Consider the following 16153-nt stretch of genomic DNA (forward strand, 5'->3'; position numbering starts at 1 on the left):
TTCAACTCAGGGTGTTCAAGCGCATTTTTGAAAGTTTGAAAACTTTTGTTTTTGCTAATTGGCATTTCCTAACGATGATGTCTTTGTGCTGCCAGAATGGTATTCTCCAAAAGCTCGGTAATAGTCATCGGACCCACTCCGCCTGGAACTGGTGTGATAAAGGAAGCTTTTTCCTTAACCTGTGCAAAGTCAACGTCGCCGCAGAGTTTTCCAAGCTCATTTCGGTTCATACCAACATCGACCACAACCACACCATCTTTTACCATATCTGCAGTCAGGGTATTTCTTCTTCCGGTTGCAACAATGACAATATCTGCCCGTCTGGTGATTTCAGCAAGATTCTGTGTCTTGGAGTGACAGATCGTAACGGTCGCATCGTGCTGGAGCAGCAGTGCTGCCATTGGTTTTCCAACGATGTTGCTTCTGCCGATTACTACACAGTTTTTGCCTGCAACCTCAATGCCATATTCCTTAAAGATTGCCATAATACCGCTTGGAGTAGCTGGCGCAAAACCTTCGTCTCCGATGCTCAAAAGGCCTACGCTGACAGGATGGAAGCCGTCCACATCCTTTTCCGGAAGGATTGCACGCAGCACAATCTTTTCGTTGATCTGTTTTGGAAGCGGAAGCTGAACCAGGATTCCGTCCACTGTTGGATCTTCGTTAAGCTGATATACGGTATCCAGAAGTTCTTCCTGTGTTGTTTCTTCAGGGAGGTGAATAATCTCCGATTCAATTCCAACTTCGCCGCAGGATTTATGTTTGTTGCGAACATAAACTTCCGACGCACTGTCGTTACCAACCAGAACGACCACCAGTTTTGGAATAATTCCCTCTACCCGCATCTGTGCGATGCGTTCCTTCATCTGTTCCTTCAGTTTCTGAGATAACGCTTTGCCATCCATAATGGTTGCCATTCCGATTCCTCCTCACAAATATTGGTGTTTATTTTTCTTCTTCCGAAAGTTCTTCCTGTGGTTCTTCCGGGTTTAGTTCCGATTCATTTCCCAGGAAATTTTCTTCCTGTTTAGCAGGCTGCTCATCAGCTTCTGTATTTACGGTTTCTTCCTGCTTAACTTCTTCTGCTGCCGCTTCTTCTGGCTGTTCGGAAGTAACTTCTGAAACTTCTTTTTTCTCTGCAGTTTTTGCTGACTGTTCTGCATTTTCTGTAAACAGAGAATGGGTCTGTTCTGCATCAGAAGCTTTGGCTGTTTCGCCCTTCTTCTGATAGAATTGACCGCTTATAATCAGCTGACCTTCCTCACTGTCCACAAACAGATGTTTCTCACCTGCTTTTTTCACTTTAGAGGTATTGATCACCCAAATCACTGCTGCCACAATCACCATTGCCAAAGCCAGCATCTGGGATGCGCGCAGGGAAGTGTTTGGAATCATCAGGCTGTCTGTACGCAGTCCTTCAATCACTGCTCTGCCTGCACCGTACCACATCATATAGATGAGGATCAGTTCACCGTCAAATTTGCGGCGTTTGGTGTACCATGCAATAAACAAAAAGCCCAGCAGGCACCAGATCGATTCATACAAAAAGGTTGGATGCACTGGCATGTTCGGGTCAATATTCATGCCCAATGCTTCCAGCTCCACTTCATGTTCGGTCAGATAAGAAGTAATGACCGAAGAAGACATGCCCCATGGCAGGCTGGTATTTCCGCCAAAAGCTTCAATATTCACAAAGTTGCCCCAGCGTCCGATTGCCTGTCCGATAAAGAATCCGCCAGCAGCCAGATCAACTGCCGGAACAAAGCGAACCTTTCGAATCTTGCACATCAAAAGACCTATCAGCAATCCGCCGATAATACCGCCATAGATTGCCATACCGCCGCTTCTGGTATTAAAGATCTGATCCAGGTTCTGTCCGTAATAATCCCATTTGAGCAGAACATAATAAGCTCTTGCGCCGACGATTCCGCCGACTGCACCGCCCATAATGACATCGAGCATCCGGTCTGGATCAACGCCGAATTCTTTTGCACGCTTGTTAACATATATAATTGCAAGAATGAATCCCAGTGCAATCAGGATACCATACCAATAAACGGGTATATTTCCAATCTGAAAAGCGACTCTGTTAATATTAAATTCCAATCCCAACCCTGGGAAGGCAACTGTCTGTTCCATGAAACTTTGCTCCTTACCTTTTGTCTTATGCCATTACAATGGAAATGCTGCTGTTTTCTGTCAGGAAATCTGCTTTCAGACGTTCCATCAGCTCTTCCTTGGTGCTGTTTGCCACCAATTCAATCAGCTCATACAAATCCATTCCTGCAAAATAGCAGTTTACGGTTGCAGCCGCAATGGACTCCGGTTTTCCGAACATTCCAAGATATCTTCCATAGGTCGATTTCTTGATGCGTTCGAAATCCTCATCCGCAATTCCATTCATCTTAGCCTGCTCAAACGCTTCTGCAATCTGCTCATAAACAGAATCCGGATCTTTGGATTCACCGGAGATCATCGAGCACAGATAATCTCTGCCAGCCATGGTTTCTCCGATAATTCCACCGTTGATCAGGCCCTGCTCGTACAATTTTTTGTACAATTCGGTTGTTTCTCCGGTAACCAGGTCCAGAATCATCTCATCATAGATCATATTGCGGAAATTCTGTGTTTCTCCTGCGTTCGGGCTCTTAAATCCAATATAGAACATTGGTGTAGCAACTGGAAGATGTTGTACAAAGCGTTTTCTTGCAACCTCTGCCGGTTCTTCCTCTACCTTACGTTCAATCTGGATTGGCTCTGCTTTTTTGAGCACCTGATCTGCTGCATCAATGACATCCTGTGGGTCAAAGTTTCCTGCAACGGTCAGTACCATATTGTTTAGGTTATAGAAAGTATTGTAACAACGATAAAGCAGATCTGCGTTAATCTGTGCAATCGATTCCACTGTTCCGGCAATATCCACTTTGACGCTATTTTTCTGGTACATGCTTTCCAGAAGGTTAAACATGACTCTCCAACCTGGATCGTCATCGTACATTCTGATTTCCTGGGCAATAATTCCCTGTTCCTTTTCTACTGTCTCTTTGGTAAAGTAAGGATCGGTCACAAAGTCGAGCAGAATTTCAATCGACTCTCTGAACTGGTCGGAACATGCAAACAGATAACAGGTCTTGTCAAAACTTGTAAATGCATTCGCCGATGCACCGGTTTTTGCATAGCGGTCAAATGCATCTCCATCCTCACTTTCAAACATCTTGTGTTCCAGATAGTGGGCAATTCCTGCCGGTACCGTTACAAAATCCTTGTCCTTTTCTGTTTTGAAGCAGACATCGATGGAACCATACTTGGTAGAAAACATCGCATAAGAAGTGGAGAACCCTTTCATTGGATACAGCAGCATGGTGAGTCCCGATGGATGTTCTATCCGCAGATATTCCTCTCCAATTCGTTCATTTCGCACGATTTCCTGTTTCATCCTATTCCCCCTCCTTTTCATCCTGCGGCATCAGCATATAAACGGTATCCAGTTTCACACAGTTTACCGCATCGATAACATCCTGCTTGGTAACCTTGCTGCACAGCTCAATTTCCATATCCGGTGAAACCTCTGTGCCGCCCATAATCTGAGCCAGATACCAGCTGTCCATTGCGCCCAGTGAATCGCCGGTTGCCTTGAGCGCAGTCTTAAAGAAGAGTTTTGTTTCTTCTAGATCTTTTTCAGAAAAATCTCCGCGCTGCATCATTTCCAGCTGAGCAAGAATTGCTTCCTTTGCCTTCTGTGCGTTTGCAGCTTCTACACCACTGTATACCATCATAATTCCGGTATGTCGGTCGTACTGAGAGGAGCAGTAGTAGCACAAGCTCATTTTTTCGCGGACATTCTTAAACAGGAAGGAACTTGCTGTTCCGCCAAACAGACCGATTGCTACTCGTTCTGCATTCATTTTGGTATAGCTGTCCATATTTTCCACACGGAAGCCCATAACCAGTTTTCCCTGTTTTACATCCATCTTTTCGACTACCTGCTTCACTTCTCCCTGCTGAGGTCTTGTGCAGCACTTAGTAATCGAAATTGGATTTCTTGTAATCTCAGCAAACTTTTTGCGGAAAATCTCTTTTGCTGCATTTGGATCTCCGCAGCCTTCAAACATGATCTCAACCTGTGCTGTTTCGATCAGTTCCTGATATGCCTTTGCTGCAGACTCTGGTGTAATCTTCTGTGCATCTTCTGCATAACCATACTTCTTGATTGCACAAGCTTCATTCTTACACATGATATCCTTGCAGCGGATGTTAGCATAAGTTCTCTTATCATTGATCTCGGAAGAAATAGTTTCTAACAGGTACTGTTTTTCCAATTCTGTATTTTTTACATTGAATTTACCATCTGTAATATCCGGTTCCAGTACAATTTCGCAGAGCATTCGGGTACATTCCTGTACCATGTCTTCTCCGGACAGCGCAAAACGGTTGTCCACCCCGATGATTCCCAAAGTGATCATCTGATACTCACCGATTTTATCGACACCGGCATCCAGCGAAGCTCCGTACAGGTCACACAGTTTTTTATTGAGGTCGGTAAAATCCGGACAATTCTTACTTCCCTGACGCAGAATAAATGGTACTACCGCACGATCGGTTACCTTTTCTCTGTCCAGCTTCACAATGAGGTTGACCGAGATTCGATTATGTTTAAACTTTTTATCTGTGATGGAAGAAAAATACACTCCATTCGCAATGCATTCTCTTATCAGCGGATATTCCATGAATTCATCTCCTATCTGATCTTGTTTCATTACAATTCCTACTGGTTATTATATCATATTCCTTTTTGTGTTTCTATATCCAGACTGTGAACTCATTCCCTTTCTTTCCAAAAAAGAAAAACCATGCATCAAAATGACGCATGGTTTTTTATTTCCAGACATTATAAAAGGGGCTGTGATTTCTCACAGCCCCTCTTGGAAGCTTTATCGTTTATTCGGAGTTCTCTTGATAAATCAGATTAGTACATTGGTATTTCCCTCATTATGACTAGTATTCTTTTAGATAACCTGAGATGTTTGGTTTTTTGGGGAATGCTCTCATTTCAATCACATTTCCTTTAACTCAACTTCTTTTTTGTATGTTATCTTGTAAGGGGTACCTTTTTAAAATCTGCTATTTCATCGGACTCACCTAAAAAGCAATTATTTTGAAATCAATGTTAACTAGCTTTCTTCTTAAGAATCTATATTAACAATGAAAAGGTAATATCATTTGTTTTTAATTTTTTTTAAAGGTTCTTTTCCTTTCTTTTTTCTTATTCAGTTTTCATTATTTTTTTTAAAGGTTTTTTCCTTTTCTTCTGATACTACTTCCATCAGAATCTTTTTGATATTAAATATAAACTTGTTCAGATTTTGTTTTCCATATTTTATTTTGCTTCATTGCTTTCGATCTTGTTTTATCCTTTTTTAGAAATTCTTTTTATTAAATCTTTTGATTTAATGAATTTCTTTTTTCAGGTTTCTGATCGCTTTGTTATGGAAACTTATCTGTTTTGGGATCTCCCTGAGGAAACTTTTGATTCCTCAGAAAGGATTGAAACTGGTTCTGCTCCTGTTTTCATAGGAATCACCCTTTCTGTTTTATATTTAATATTACCTTTGTTGTGATTTCATTATATCCTATTCTATTGTGTTTTTCAATATTAATTTTCAACAAATTTGAATCTTTTTATTGAACAATTTATAAAATCTATAATAATGATTGACTTTGATCTCAGAATGCTATAATATAATCGTAGTTGAAATGAAAGGAGCTGCGGCCCGATGATCGATAACGAATTTGGCAACGACATCCTGACTCTGGAAGATGACGACGGTGTTGAACATACATTTGAAGTTCTGGATGCAATTGACAACGGTGAAAATCGTTATATGGCACTTTCCCCAGTATTTGATGATCCACAGGAATCGCTGGATGACAGCGGTGAGCTGGTAATTCTCAAGGTTGTTACTGTAGATGGCCAGGAATTTCTGGAAACCATCGAAGATGAGGACGAAATGGACGAAATCGCTGATATCTTCATGGAACGTCTGGAAGAAGATTATGACGTTGTTTCGGACGACGAGGAATAATTTCCTGTATTTCTGTAAATAATTTTGCTTGTACTCCTGCCGTGTTCGAGAAAGTATGGTTTTTATAATCCAACACTTTTTAAAAGGGACGCCAAGCTCCGGTACTGGATTGCAGACCTCCCGCAGCGTGAATTTCACGTCTGTGGACGAAGGGAGCGTGAAGGTGCTGGGCAGCAACCCACCTGTCCATACGACGGGTTTTAACTTGCCATGGCGACGGCACGGTGGGGTATCTCATAAAAAATCAGCGCACTGCTTGGTGCGCTTTTTTCATGTCTTTTTGAATTCATAATAAGGAGGTCCGCTATGAGCAGAAAATGGCTTGAGCGCACAGAAAAGCTCTTTGGAGAGCAGACAATCGACAATCTGTCGCAAAAAACAGTAGCCGTATTGGGTCTGGGCGGTGTCGGCGGAGCAGCTGCCGAAGCCGTCTGCCGCATGGGCGTGGGTAAGCTTGTCCTGATTGATAACGACACTGTGGACATTACCAACTTAAACCGACAGCTTTTTGCGACCGCTGATATGGTCGGTCAGAGCAAATGCCTTGCTGCTAAAAAAAGACTGCTGTCCATCAATCCTGATCTCAATATCATCTGCTACGAACGGTTTTTCCTGCCGGAAAACTCCGATTTTCTTTTTGACGAAAAACCGGATCTAATCCTGGATGCGATCGATACCGTCACTGCAAAACTGTTTCTGGCACAAACCTGCAAGGAAAAAAACATCCCGCTCATCAGCTGTCTGGGAACCGGAAACCGTGTTGACCCTTCCCGCCTACGCTGGGGTGATATTTCCGAAACAACCGGCTGCGGATGTCCGCTTGCCCGCGTGATGCGCCGGGAACTCAAAAAACGCGGCGTTGAAAAGCAGACTGTCATCTATTCGGTTGAAGTTCCTGCCAAAGCAATCTGTGCAGGCGGCGAGGAACACGGACGCCACAGTCCGGCAAGCTGCGCCTTCGTTCCTCCTGCCGCAGGTTATCTGATGGCAAGTGTCGGCATTCGTCGTCTCATCAGTCTGCCATCTCAAAACTAAGCTAATTTTATATTATATCCTATAACAGTGCCCAAAGGCAAAACCTTTGGGCACTTAGTTTTTCCCATATTTTTGATAAGCCTGATAGGAATAAACAATACAGAATACCGCATCCAATAAAATCATCACTACCATAAAAATACTCTGATATGCGGGATTTTCCATCATCAGGCTTCCCACAATAATCAGGATACCGGTAATAACAAAGCTCATTCCGCCAAACCTCTGAGAAAGATTCCAACAGGTATCGTTTGCCATGCTCCATTTAGTGCGTACACCAAACACTCCGTTACGCTTTACCTTCGGCATGATGTTTCCTAACGGAATCAACATAATTCCAACCAGAATATTGATGATTTGTATGATCGAATTTTCCGGGTTTGCCAGATGCTCCACCACAGCAAACGAGGTATACAGCATCACAAAAAACAATCCGTTAAACACAAACAACATCGAAATTCCCCCGATATATAAGGCTCGTTCGGAATTTTCTGGTTGCTTTTTCATGGCGCTGACAATCCAGCGTCTAAATATCCATCCAAACACTGCGGTAATGATTGGAATAATCAAGATTTCCAACCTGCTTCCCCATCGATCGACCTCCCCTGCCAGATTGTAGTGTGCAGGAATCTTTTGGGGAAGAATCGGGCAGGCAAAGATACTAACGATGAGCGGCAGGAAGGTCAGAATCGAATACAGCCTTTTGATTCCCTTCATCTGATGTTTCCTCCTTCCTTTGCTCAAACTGTTTGAGCCACAGCAAAAGTTCCTCAAACAAAGAGGTATTGAGCTCATAGAAAATATAATTTTTCTCTTTTCGCTCCGAAACAAGCCCCGCATATTTTAGTTTTTGCAGGTGATGCGAGGTCGCGGGCGGAGTCATCTGCAAAAACTGTGCGATCTCTCCTGCTGAAAGCTCCTTTTCCCGCAACGAAAGCAGAATCTTTCTTCGTACTGGGTCAGAAATCGCTTTGAGTGTTTCCTGCAATGCCATCCTGCCTTCCTCCAATCTATTTTAATATTTGTTTAATTACTTAAATACAAGATAATCCTCCTGACAAAAAAAGTCAAGTCGCCACAAAGCCTTTTCAAAATGAATAACGCTCCTTCTTTCTGGAAAAATATCCAAAGAAGGAGCATTTTGTTTTTGGGGGTGATTTTTTGTTATTCTTCTTTGGAATCGCAATCGGACTGCTTAATGGATTTTTCGGTTCCGGCGGTGGTATTCTGGCAGTTGCGCTGCTAGAGAAAAAAGGGCTTTCTCCTCGTCAGGCTCATGCAACCAGTATTGCGCTGATCCTGCCTCTATCCATCATCAGCCTTGGGGTATACTATCTTCGCGGCAATCTCTCCCTCGGACAAAGCTTGTTCTTTTTTGTTCCTGCACTTCTCGGTTCCGTATGCGGCGCATGGTGCTTAAAAAGGATTCCTGTTTTTCTGCTGAAAATCAGTTTTTCCATTCTGATTTTGTACAGCGCCGCAAAAATCCTGCTCACATAAAGGAGAAAATTTTGATGGAACTTTCTGTATTCTCTATCGCTGCTGTGTTTCTTTCCTCTTTGGTAGCTGCAATGGGATTGGGCGGCGGTACTGTTTTGCTTCTCTATCTTTCCTTTTTTTCCACCCTTTCGCAGCCTCAGATGCAGTCGCTTAATCTCCTGCTCTTTCTTCCAGCTGCAGCACTCTCCCTCTTCTTTCACTGGAAAAACAAGCTGATTTCCTTTTCTCTCCTGAAGCCCTGCATTCCCGGCGGCATCATCGGCGGAATTCTGGGAAGTTTACTCGCAAACATGCTGGAACCAGATCTTTTAAGAAAAGCTTTTGGTCTGTTCTTATTGGTAATTGGACTGCGTGAGCTACTTTGCTCTCTGTTTCCGGTTTTCAAAAAGTTTTCTCAAAGTAAGGCATAAAACCATCCTGTCTGAGCAAAATACAGTCAGAGGAAATTATCTTACCTATGAAAGGAATGGTCACACCATGAGTAATGGATTTGCAAAATTCATCTCCGGCAAGGGATTTTATCTTGCTTTGGCACTCTGCCTTGCAGGTGCCGGTGCTGCGGCCTGGGTTGCCGTAGACAAAACTATCGATAATATTGAGTCCGCCCCTTTATCCGAAACTCCGCAGGCAGAAACCATGCACCCAGAAGACCAGCTCGACACACATCCTGCGGAGCAGAAAATCGACAATATCCTGCAGCAGACCCCCGAGTCTTCCGATTCTGTGACTGCGGAAGCAAACGGAGATTCCTCCCCATCCTCTCAGGGACAACAGGAAGGTATCCTGACCGCAGAGACACCGGACGACGAATCATCAACGGATGTCTTATCGCCTTCTGTACCGTCCGAATCTGTACCGGAGTCTACCGAATCTTCCGAAGCATCCACACAGCCCGTGCAGCAGCAGGAATCGGACGATTTTTCCTTGACCTTACCGGTCAGCGGAGCTGCAATCGCTCCTTTTAGCGGGGACATGCTGGTCAAAAACGAAACACTTGGTGACTGGCGCACCCACAACGGAATTGACATCAGTGCCGAACTCGGCTCGGCAGTCACTGCATCCAGTGATGGTGTCGTCACAGACATCCGCTCCGACCCGCTTTGGGGCAATGTTGTAGAAGTGACCTCCGGTGATTATGTGATGACCTATTCCGGACTGTCTGATGACATCCTGGTTTCGGTCGATATGACCGTGACTGCTGGCGATCAGATCGGTTCGGTAGGCGAAATTCCATGTGAACTCTCGTTGGAGCCACATCTTCATTTCGACGTAAAACAAAACGGCGAATATGTTGATCCGGCTTCCCTTGCAAAATAGACACCCCTCCTCTCAAACCACAAAAGCCTTCTCCCGCAAAGGAGAAGGCTTTTGTGGCATTTTATTTTATAATCGATTTTTATTCTTCTGGGCGGGTCAATTTGACATTGTATGTCATTGGATTGGTATGTGTGCTGATGGTTGTGGACGGTGTACCCTCGGATACCAATTTTGCCATAACAACAAATCGTTGTGTATCAGAAGCTCCTTTCATACGTGTACAGGTAGAAAGGGTCAGGATATGATCTTCGCTGGTAACCGGAACATTATAGTTCTGCATGCTCTTCGCTTTTGCTTCTGCGATTACTTCCTGGAAGGTTTCCTGGTCTGTATTAGCAAAGTTATACATGGAAGCTTTGCCCTTGCTGATATCGGTATAGTACGCTGCAAACACCTGGAAAACATAATCTTTTTCGGTAGTAGAGAAATAGATAAATGGGTTTTCCTGAGCAAAGTCGGTATAATGGTAGCTCATGACCAGAGAGAACATGGTATCATTGCTCTGCATATTTTCCAAGGTTCTTGGAGTGTAGACATTATGCCAGTTATGACCATAAAGAGTGGTGTTCTGAGAAAGCTCTGGGAAGCTGCATTCGTAATCGGCAAAAATTGCGCCGTCTTTGCTGTAATTTTTGTTGTAGTCCAAGCTTCCATAATAGTCATAGTTCTCCGAACCTGCCTTGTATACAACCGGATAGTCAACATTGGTATTTGGAAGCTGAATCCATCCGATCGTATCCTCATTGGTGGATTCTTTAAATTCGGTTGCTTTCTGAGCAAGAGATTCTGTTGGCAGAGTTGCTACCACATTTGCGTTCTTGCCGTCCCCTTCCGATTCCAATGTACCAGCCAGCTTGTTGATAGCAATAAGGTCAACCAGCTGTGTCATGCTTGGAACGCGCTGTTCTTTTGCACTCTGCAGCACATCCTGCATTGCCTGCTGCTGTTCATCTACTCCAGCAGTATTTTCCGGATACTGTACACTTGGTGTTCCCGGTTCGGTAATGCTGCCCTGATTGGAAAGGAAATACCATGCTCCGCCTGCAACCAGTGCTACCGCAACAACGCCGCAAACTAAGATTGGCCACTTTGGTTTCTTTGGCTGATAATCATCATCTGCAGAAAATCCCGCAAAGCTGTCTGGTGTTGGCACACCGGTGATGCTGGAAACACTTTTATCAACCGGTTTTTTCTTTCTGCTGGACTGTCCAATGCGATCCTTCATAAATTTCATCCCTTATCCTTTTATTTTGATTGGATAGCCCCTTGCTACCCCGATGTGAATTTTCGTATTCCGTCTTTGGTGCTGTTTTCTTTCAGCATTGATGCCTTGAAAGCGCAGACAGATGGTCATTTTGCCGCTTTTCAGCATTTCCTGATTATTATATCATAAAAAAGTACGGTTGTGGAACATAACTGAAAAAAATTTAAAGATTCATTCATATTCTTCTTTGCAAAAATCCATAAAAAAATGTCCTCCTGTTGGGAGGACATTTTTCTTTTCCTTTCGGATCATTAATCCATCTTCAGTTTGCTTGGAGCATAGCGGTCAACTGCTTTCTGATTTACCTCGAAGGATTCATCCGATGCAGTTTCCAGAAGCATGTTTTCGAATTCTTCGTCTTTCAGAGCGTGGCAGATTGTGCTCTTGACATACTCAAAATCGGTTGGGTCTTCGTTCAGGTCTGCAGTTGCGCCGACTGCAATCATATTATCGGTCTCAACCTTGATAATCTCGCCAACTTCAGCTTCCTTGAGTGCGCCGATGATATCTGCATTCAGGGTGGTGGTTGCAGTATCTACCAGACGATAGTTGTTGGTGGTCATATCGTACTCTTCCCCATTGTCTGCATTATCCTGTTTGTACAGGTTGAGGACCTCGTTCCAGGATTTGCCCTGTTCCAGACCAATCTGGCCCTGAGTATAAAGAGATTCTGCATTGGTGTAAACGTTGCTGCGTTCACCCTGATAGAACTCATCGTACATTTCTTTTTCTTCCTCGGTTGCGTCTTCCGCTACTTCTGGCTCTGCTGGAAAGTTAAAGGTCTGAACTGCCATCTTGATATAATTGTTTTCATAGTAATCGCGCAGTTCCTGTTCGGAAACTTCCTTTTCTCCGCCTTCACCATAAATTGCATCAAATACTTTGACCTTCATATAGGTGATCTGGTAGAGAAGCTCAATGGAGTCTTTGGAAATTCCGTTCTTTTCCAGGTTTTCTCCTGCCTGCTCATAGTAGGATTCAGCCTGAGTCTGGCAGGTCATCAGTTCCTGTTCACTGAAGGAAAGTCCCAGTTCGTTGAATTTTGCGCAAACTGCCATGTTCTGTTTGGTTGCCTTGAGTGCCTCTTCCTTGATCCATTCGTCAGCGTCTTTTCCATCGATCTGCTGTTTGAGAACATCCTTTTCCGAATCCTCAACCAAAGAGCTTGCTTCATAATAGCTTTCAATCAGGCTGTTAATGTAAGCTCCTGCCGGCATTTCCAGCTCACCATTTCGCATGATCCAAGCAGTATCCTCGCCGGAACATGCTGCACAGGAGAGAGCAATTGCTCCGGTCAGCAGCATGGCTGTGCATTTTTTCAAAAGGTTCATGAAATATCCTCCTAAAATTTTTACTTCCGAAAGCGGGTGTACCGATCCGCTTTTGGCAAAATACCATGTTATTATACACCCAAATTTTTAAAAAGTCTATCACTGACGCCATTGTGTGTTCTTTGGCAGAAAAATTTACTTTTTGCTCAAATCCACATTCTCGCCGGACATGATGCCCAAAGCGATACGCATGGTGTCGATCGGCTTTTCTCCCTTTGCCACCTTGACGGTGATATATGGTTTTGCTCCGGCGTTGAGCATAACCCTTCCCTTGAGTGCGGATGCAAGGTGACTTGCTTTTTCCATATCCACCGTTTCCGGATAAAGAAGCAAGCTGTCTGCTCTCTGGGAGATTTCCTTGATACCGATTTTAGCAGCAGTATTGCGCAGCAGGGAAACATCGATGAGTCCCTTGACTGCTTCCGGCGGATCTCCAAAACGGTCGATCAGCTCGTCGGTAATATCCAGAGCGTCTGCTTCGTTTTCGATCGAAGCAATCTTCTTGTAAATATCGATTCTCTGTGCCAGACTTTCGATATAATCTTCCGGAATATGCGCTCCAATTCGGATATCCACCAGACACTCGGTTGTCTGGGTATTCGGCTTTTCACCTTTGGCAACCGCTACCGCATCAGAAAGCATCTTCAGATACATCTCATATCCGACCGCTTCCATGTGTCCATGCTGCTGCGCACCCAGAATATTTCCGGCACCCCTGATCTCCAGATCTCGCATCGCGATTCTAAATCCTGAGCCGAAGGTGGTAAATTCACGGATTGCTTCCAGACGTTTGGTTGCAACATCGGTCAGTGCCTTGCCCTTTGTTACGGTAAGATAAGCAAAAGCACGACGGCTGGAACGGCCGACACGTCCCCTGATCTGATACAGCTGGGAAAGTCCCAGTTTGTCGGCATCTTCAATAATCAGCGTATTGCAGTTTGATACGTCCACACCGGTTTCGATGATGGTGGTGCAGACCAGAATATCGATTTCATGGTCAATCAGGCGCTTCCAGACCTTGGAAAGCTGCTCCTCGCTCATCTTGCCATGGGCAACTACGACGGTGGCATCCGGCAAAAACTGCTGGATGGTCGCAGCACAGCGGTCAATAGTATCCACGCGGTTATGCAGATAAAATACCTGTCCGCCGCGCCTGAGTTCCTTGTTCATCGCCTGGGTCAAAATTCCCCAGTCATGCTCCATGACATAGGTCTGAACCGGCTGACGGTCCTGCGGGGCTTCCTCAATGGTGGACATATCGCGTATACCCGACATCGCCATATTGAGGGTTCTCGGAATCGGGGTCGCCGAAAGGGTCAGCACATCGACATTGTTGCGCATCTCCTTAAAGCTTTCCTTGTGCTTGACGCCAAAGCGCTGTTCCTCGTCGATGATACAAAGCCCTAGATCTTTAAACTTGACATCCTTCTGTACCAGTCGATGGGTTCCGACCACAATGTCAATCTCTCCACGGCGCAGCTCTTCCAGAACCTGCTCCTGTTCCCTTGGGGTTCGGAATCGGGAAAGGATATCGACCTTGATCGGGAAACCTTCCATTCGCTTGCGGAAGGTCTGATAGTGCTGCCATGCCAGGATGGTGGTCGGCACCAGAACCGCGCACTGCTTTCCATCCATGACACATTTAAACGCTGCACGGATGGCAACTTCGGTCTTGCCAAATCCTACGTCGCCGCAGAGCAGTCGGTCCATCGGAACCGGCTTTTCCATGTCATCCTTGATTTCCTGAATGCAGCGCAGCTGGTCATCGGTCTCATCGTAAGGGAAGCGGCGCTCAAAGTCGTTCTGCCAGTCGGTATCCTGACTAAAGGCGTATCCTTTTGCCGCTTCTCGTTTGGCATAGAGCTTGATGAGCTCATCCGCCATATCCTTGACCGCTTTTTTAACTCTTGCCCGGGTCTTTGCCCATTCTGCGGAATTTAATTTATTCAATTTTACAATGCTGTCTTCCTTGCCGCCGATATACTTGGTTACAAGGTCCAGCTGGGTAACCGGCACAAACAGCATATCGCTGCCGGCATAGCGAATCTTGATATAATCCTTGACAACCCCATGGATATCGCGCTTAACAATACCTTCGAAGATACCGATACCATGAGAAACATGAACCACATAATCCCCAACATTCAGGTCAGAGATATTCTTGATGTTGACACCCTTTTTCTGTTTTGGTGCCTTTGTCTTGCTCGCTCCGGTTTTGGTATGGCTTAATACCGCCAGCTTTAACTGCGGATATTCCATTCCTGCCGAAAGCGTTCCCTCTACAACATAAATCTTTCCCGGAACGATGGTGGAAACATCCTGCACAAAGTCTGCAGAAAAATCATGATTTAAGTCTGAAACCAGAGCCTGCGCACCGCGGTAGGTTCCCGCAAAGATCACACAGCAGAATCCGGTCTTAACATAGTCCTCGATATCATCCTTTAGGATGGCATACTCGCCGCTCCAGGTGGACAGCTGCGAAGCCGTTATCGAAATCAGTTCTTTGATTGGAACCTCATTGACCGAACGGCTGAAGGTATCCATCAGCACACCGGCATGGCGACAAAGATTCTGGCACAGGTCGGTGAAATCATCGTAGTAGACGCTACATCCACGGAACAGGATTCCGTCCTCCAGCAACATCTTGACATCCTCATGGTGCTGTGCCATTGCATTGGAAAAGTTTTCCTTGCAGGAAATCGGCTCGCACAAAAAGGTCATCGCATCTGCTTCAAAATAATCAAAGATGGTGGTCGGTTCATACAGGATTGGCAGATAGCGGTCGATGCTGACCGGACTTAATCCTCCGTCCAGACGCTCGATATCCCGTTCCAGATGTTCCTTTACCTTCACTCCTGTCTTACCCTTCTGTGCTTCGACCTGTTTGTTTAACAGATCGATCAGCGCCTGCGGGCTGTCAAACAGTACCTCTCTCGCTGGAGGGATGGTTACCTTGTCCACCGGGTCCTGACGGCGCTGGGTATCGACCTGGAAAGAAGACATCATATCGATCTCATCGTCCCAGAACTCGATACGCACCGGATCTGTTCTGTCAGGCGGGAAGATGTCCAGAATTCCGCCGCGGCGCGCAAATTGACAGATACCTTCAACCTGATCTCTACGCTGATAGCCCATTGCCACCAGCTTCTCCACGATTTTTTCGCAGTCATATTGCCCGTCACTGTCGATGGTCAGGATGGATTCTTCCAGCTTCTTGACTGGTATGGTTCTTTCACATGCCGACTCGATGGAAGAAACAACCACCTTTGTCTCTTTGCGCAGTACCGCGCTGAGCACGCCCAGACGCTGATGCTCAAATTCTCCGGACGCACCGTCCACATCCAGCAGGACATAATCTCTTGCCGGAAAATGCAGCACCTTTTCTCCAAGCAGGGTGGAAAGATCCGCTGCAAAGCGGATTGCTGTGCTTTCATCCGGAACGATAATGAGCGCCCGGCGATTTAGCTGGCTTACCAGCGCCGCAATCATATTTGTCTTATGAGACGCCGCTGCACCGCTGATTGAAATCGGTGTTCTGCCGTTTTGCAGCGCAGTTTTGAGCTGTTCATATTCCATCATCCCATCCAGCAGGGATAAAAACTGTTTCATCAAACTTCACCGCC

The 16153-nt window shown here is 45.2% G+C and carries 14 protein-coding genes and 1 other RNA gene; 6 read left to right on the forward strand and 9 right to left on the reverse strand.

Translation table 11 applies throughout. The annotated features are described in order from the left end of the window. Positions 1 to 68: 68 nt before the first annotated feature. The 4 genes from folD to yfmF are packed head-to-tail and all read right to left on the reverse strand — an operon-like array spanning position 69 to position 4727. Complete coding sequence (gene folD, locus BQ5375_RS02305) at positions 69 to 917, reverse strand: bifunctional methylenetetrahydrofolate dehydrogenase/methenyltetrahydrofolate cyclohydrolase FolD (RefSeq protein ID WP_022131991.1); 849 nt, start codon at positions 915 to 917, stop codon at positions 69 to 71. A 28-nt stretch (positions 918 to 945) separates the two neighbouring features. Beyond that, entirely contained in the window at positions 946 to 2139 is a 1194-nt protein-coding gene (lgt, locus tag BQ5375_RS02310; RefSeq protein ID WP_022131990.1) for a prolipoprotein diacylglyceryl transferase, read from the reverse strand. Positions 2140 to 2164: 25 nt separating this feature from the next. Then, positions 2165 to 3436 carry an EF-P 5-aminopentanol modification-associated protein YfmH gene (yfmH, locus tag BQ5375_RS02315; RefSeq protein WP_022131989.1) on the reverse strand — a complete coding sequence of 424 codons (1272 nt, stop codon included), beginning with the start codon at positions 3434 to 3436 and terminating at the stop codon, positions 2165 to 2167. 1 nt (position 3437) lies between these two features. Then, a complete protein-coding gene (gene yfmF, locus BQ5375_RS02320; protein WP_076917343.1) occupies positions 3438 to 4727 on the reverse strand; it encodes an EF-P 5-aminopentanol modification-associated protein YfmF in 1290 nt (429 codons plus the stop codon). Between the two features lie 1047 nt (positions 4728 to 5774). Between yfmF and BQ5375_RS02325 the strand changes: the two genes are divergently transcribed. The 3 genes from BQ5375_RS02325 to BQ5375_RS02335 all read left to right on the forward strand — a co-directional run bounded on the left by BQ5375_RS02325 (position 5775) and on the right by BQ5375_RS02335 (position 7118). Then, positions 5775 to 6083 carry a DUF1292 domain-containing protein gene (locus BQ5375_RS02325; protein WP_022131987.1) on the forward strand — a complete coding sequence of 103 codons (309 nt, stop codon included), beginning with the start codon at positions 5775 to 5777 and terminating at the stop codon, positions 6081 to 6083. Between the two features lie 30 nt (positions 6084 to 6113). Next, positions 6114 to 6318, forward strand: a non-coding RNA gene (gene ssrS / locus BQ5375_RS02330) — 6S RNA. Positions 6319 to 6389: 71 nt separating this feature from the next. Then, positions 6390 to 7118, forward strand: a complete 729-nt coding sequence (locus BQ5375_RS02335) for a tRNA threonylcarbamoyladenosine dehydratase (protein ID WP_022131986.1) — start codon at positions 6390 to 6392, stop codon at positions 7116 to 7118. 54 nt (positions 7119 to 7172) lie between these two features. On the opposite strand, the gene BQ5375_RS02340 is transcribed toward BQ5375_RS02335, so the two are convergent. After that, positions 7173 to 7835 carry an SdpI family protein gene (locus BQ5375_RS02340; RefSeq protein WP_022131985.1) on the reverse strand — a complete coding sequence of 221 codons (663 nt, stop codon included), beginning with the start codon at positions 7833 to 7835 and terminating at the stop codon, positions 7173 to 7175. Beyond that, on the reverse strand, positions 7780 to 8112 hold the full coding sequence (locus tag BQ5375_RS02345; RefSeq protein ID WP_022131984.1) for an autorepressor SdpR family transcription factor: 333 nt from the start codon (positions 8110 to 8112) through the stop codon (positions 7780 to 7782). Before BQ5375_RS02345 ends, BQ5375_RS02340 begins: the two co-directional genes overlap by 56 nt. Before the next feature lie 167 nt (positions 8113 to 8279). Here BQ5375_RS02345 and BQ5375_RS02350 point away from each other — a divergent pair, with 167 nt between their 5' ends. From BQ5375_RS02350 to BQ5375_RS02360, 3 genes are all read left to right on the forward strand, one after another. Further along, the gene (locus BQ5375_RS02350) at positions 8280 to 8618 is read left to right on the forward strand and encodes a sulfite exporter TauE/SafE family protein (protein ID WP_022131983.1); all 339 of its coding nucleotides are present in this window, start codon (positions 8280 to 8282) and stop codon (positions 8616 to 8618) included. Between the two features lie 14 nt (positions 8619 to 8632). Continuing rightward, positions 8633 to 9028: a TSUP family transporter gene (locus BQ5375_RS02355; RefSeq protein ID WP_022131982.1), complete on the forward strand. Its 396-nt coding sequence runs from the start codon at positions 8633 to 8635 to the stop codon at positions 9026 to 9028. Between the two features lie 67 nt (positions 9029 to 9095). Beyond that, positions 9096 to 9935 (forward strand): M23 family metallopeptidase, encoded by an 840-nt coding sequence (locus BQ5375_RS02360; protein WP_022131981.1) that lies wholly within the window; start codon positions 9096 to 9098, stop codon positions 9933 to 9935. A gap of 79 nt (positions 9936 to 10014) precedes the next feature. Here BQ5375_RS02360 and BQ5375_RS02365 read toward each other — a convergent pair whose 3' ends face one another. From BQ5375_RS02365 to mfd, 3 genes are all read right to left on the reverse strand, one after another. Then, on the reverse strand, positions 10015 to 11160 hold the full coding sequence (locus BQ5375_RS02365; RefSeq protein ID WP_159438014.1) for a sortase domain-containing protein: 1146 nt from the start codon (positions 11158 to 11160) through the stop codon (positions 10015 to 10017). 290 nt (positions 11161 to 11450) lie between these two features. After that, a complete protein-coding gene (locus tag BQ5375_RS02370) occupies positions 11451 to 12530 on the reverse strand; it encodes a hypothetical protein (RefSeq protein WP_022131979.1) in 1080 nt (359 codons plus the stop codon). Between the two features lie 135 nt (positions 12531 to 12665). Then, the gene (mfd, locus tag BQ5375_RS02375) at positions 12666 to 16139 is read right to left on the reverse strand and encodes a transcription-repair coupling factor (protein ID WP_076917344.1); all 3474 of its coding nucleotides are present in this window, start codon (positions 16137 to 16139) and stop codon (positions 12666 to 12668) included. Positions 16140 to 16153: the final 14 nt, after the last annotated feature.

The sequence above is a fragment of the Negativibacillus massiliensis genome, from assembly GCF_900148495.1.
GTDB classification, from domain to species: domain Bacteria; phylum Bacillota; class Clostridia; order Oscillospirales; family Ruminococcaceae; genus Negativibacillus; species Negativibacillus massiliensis.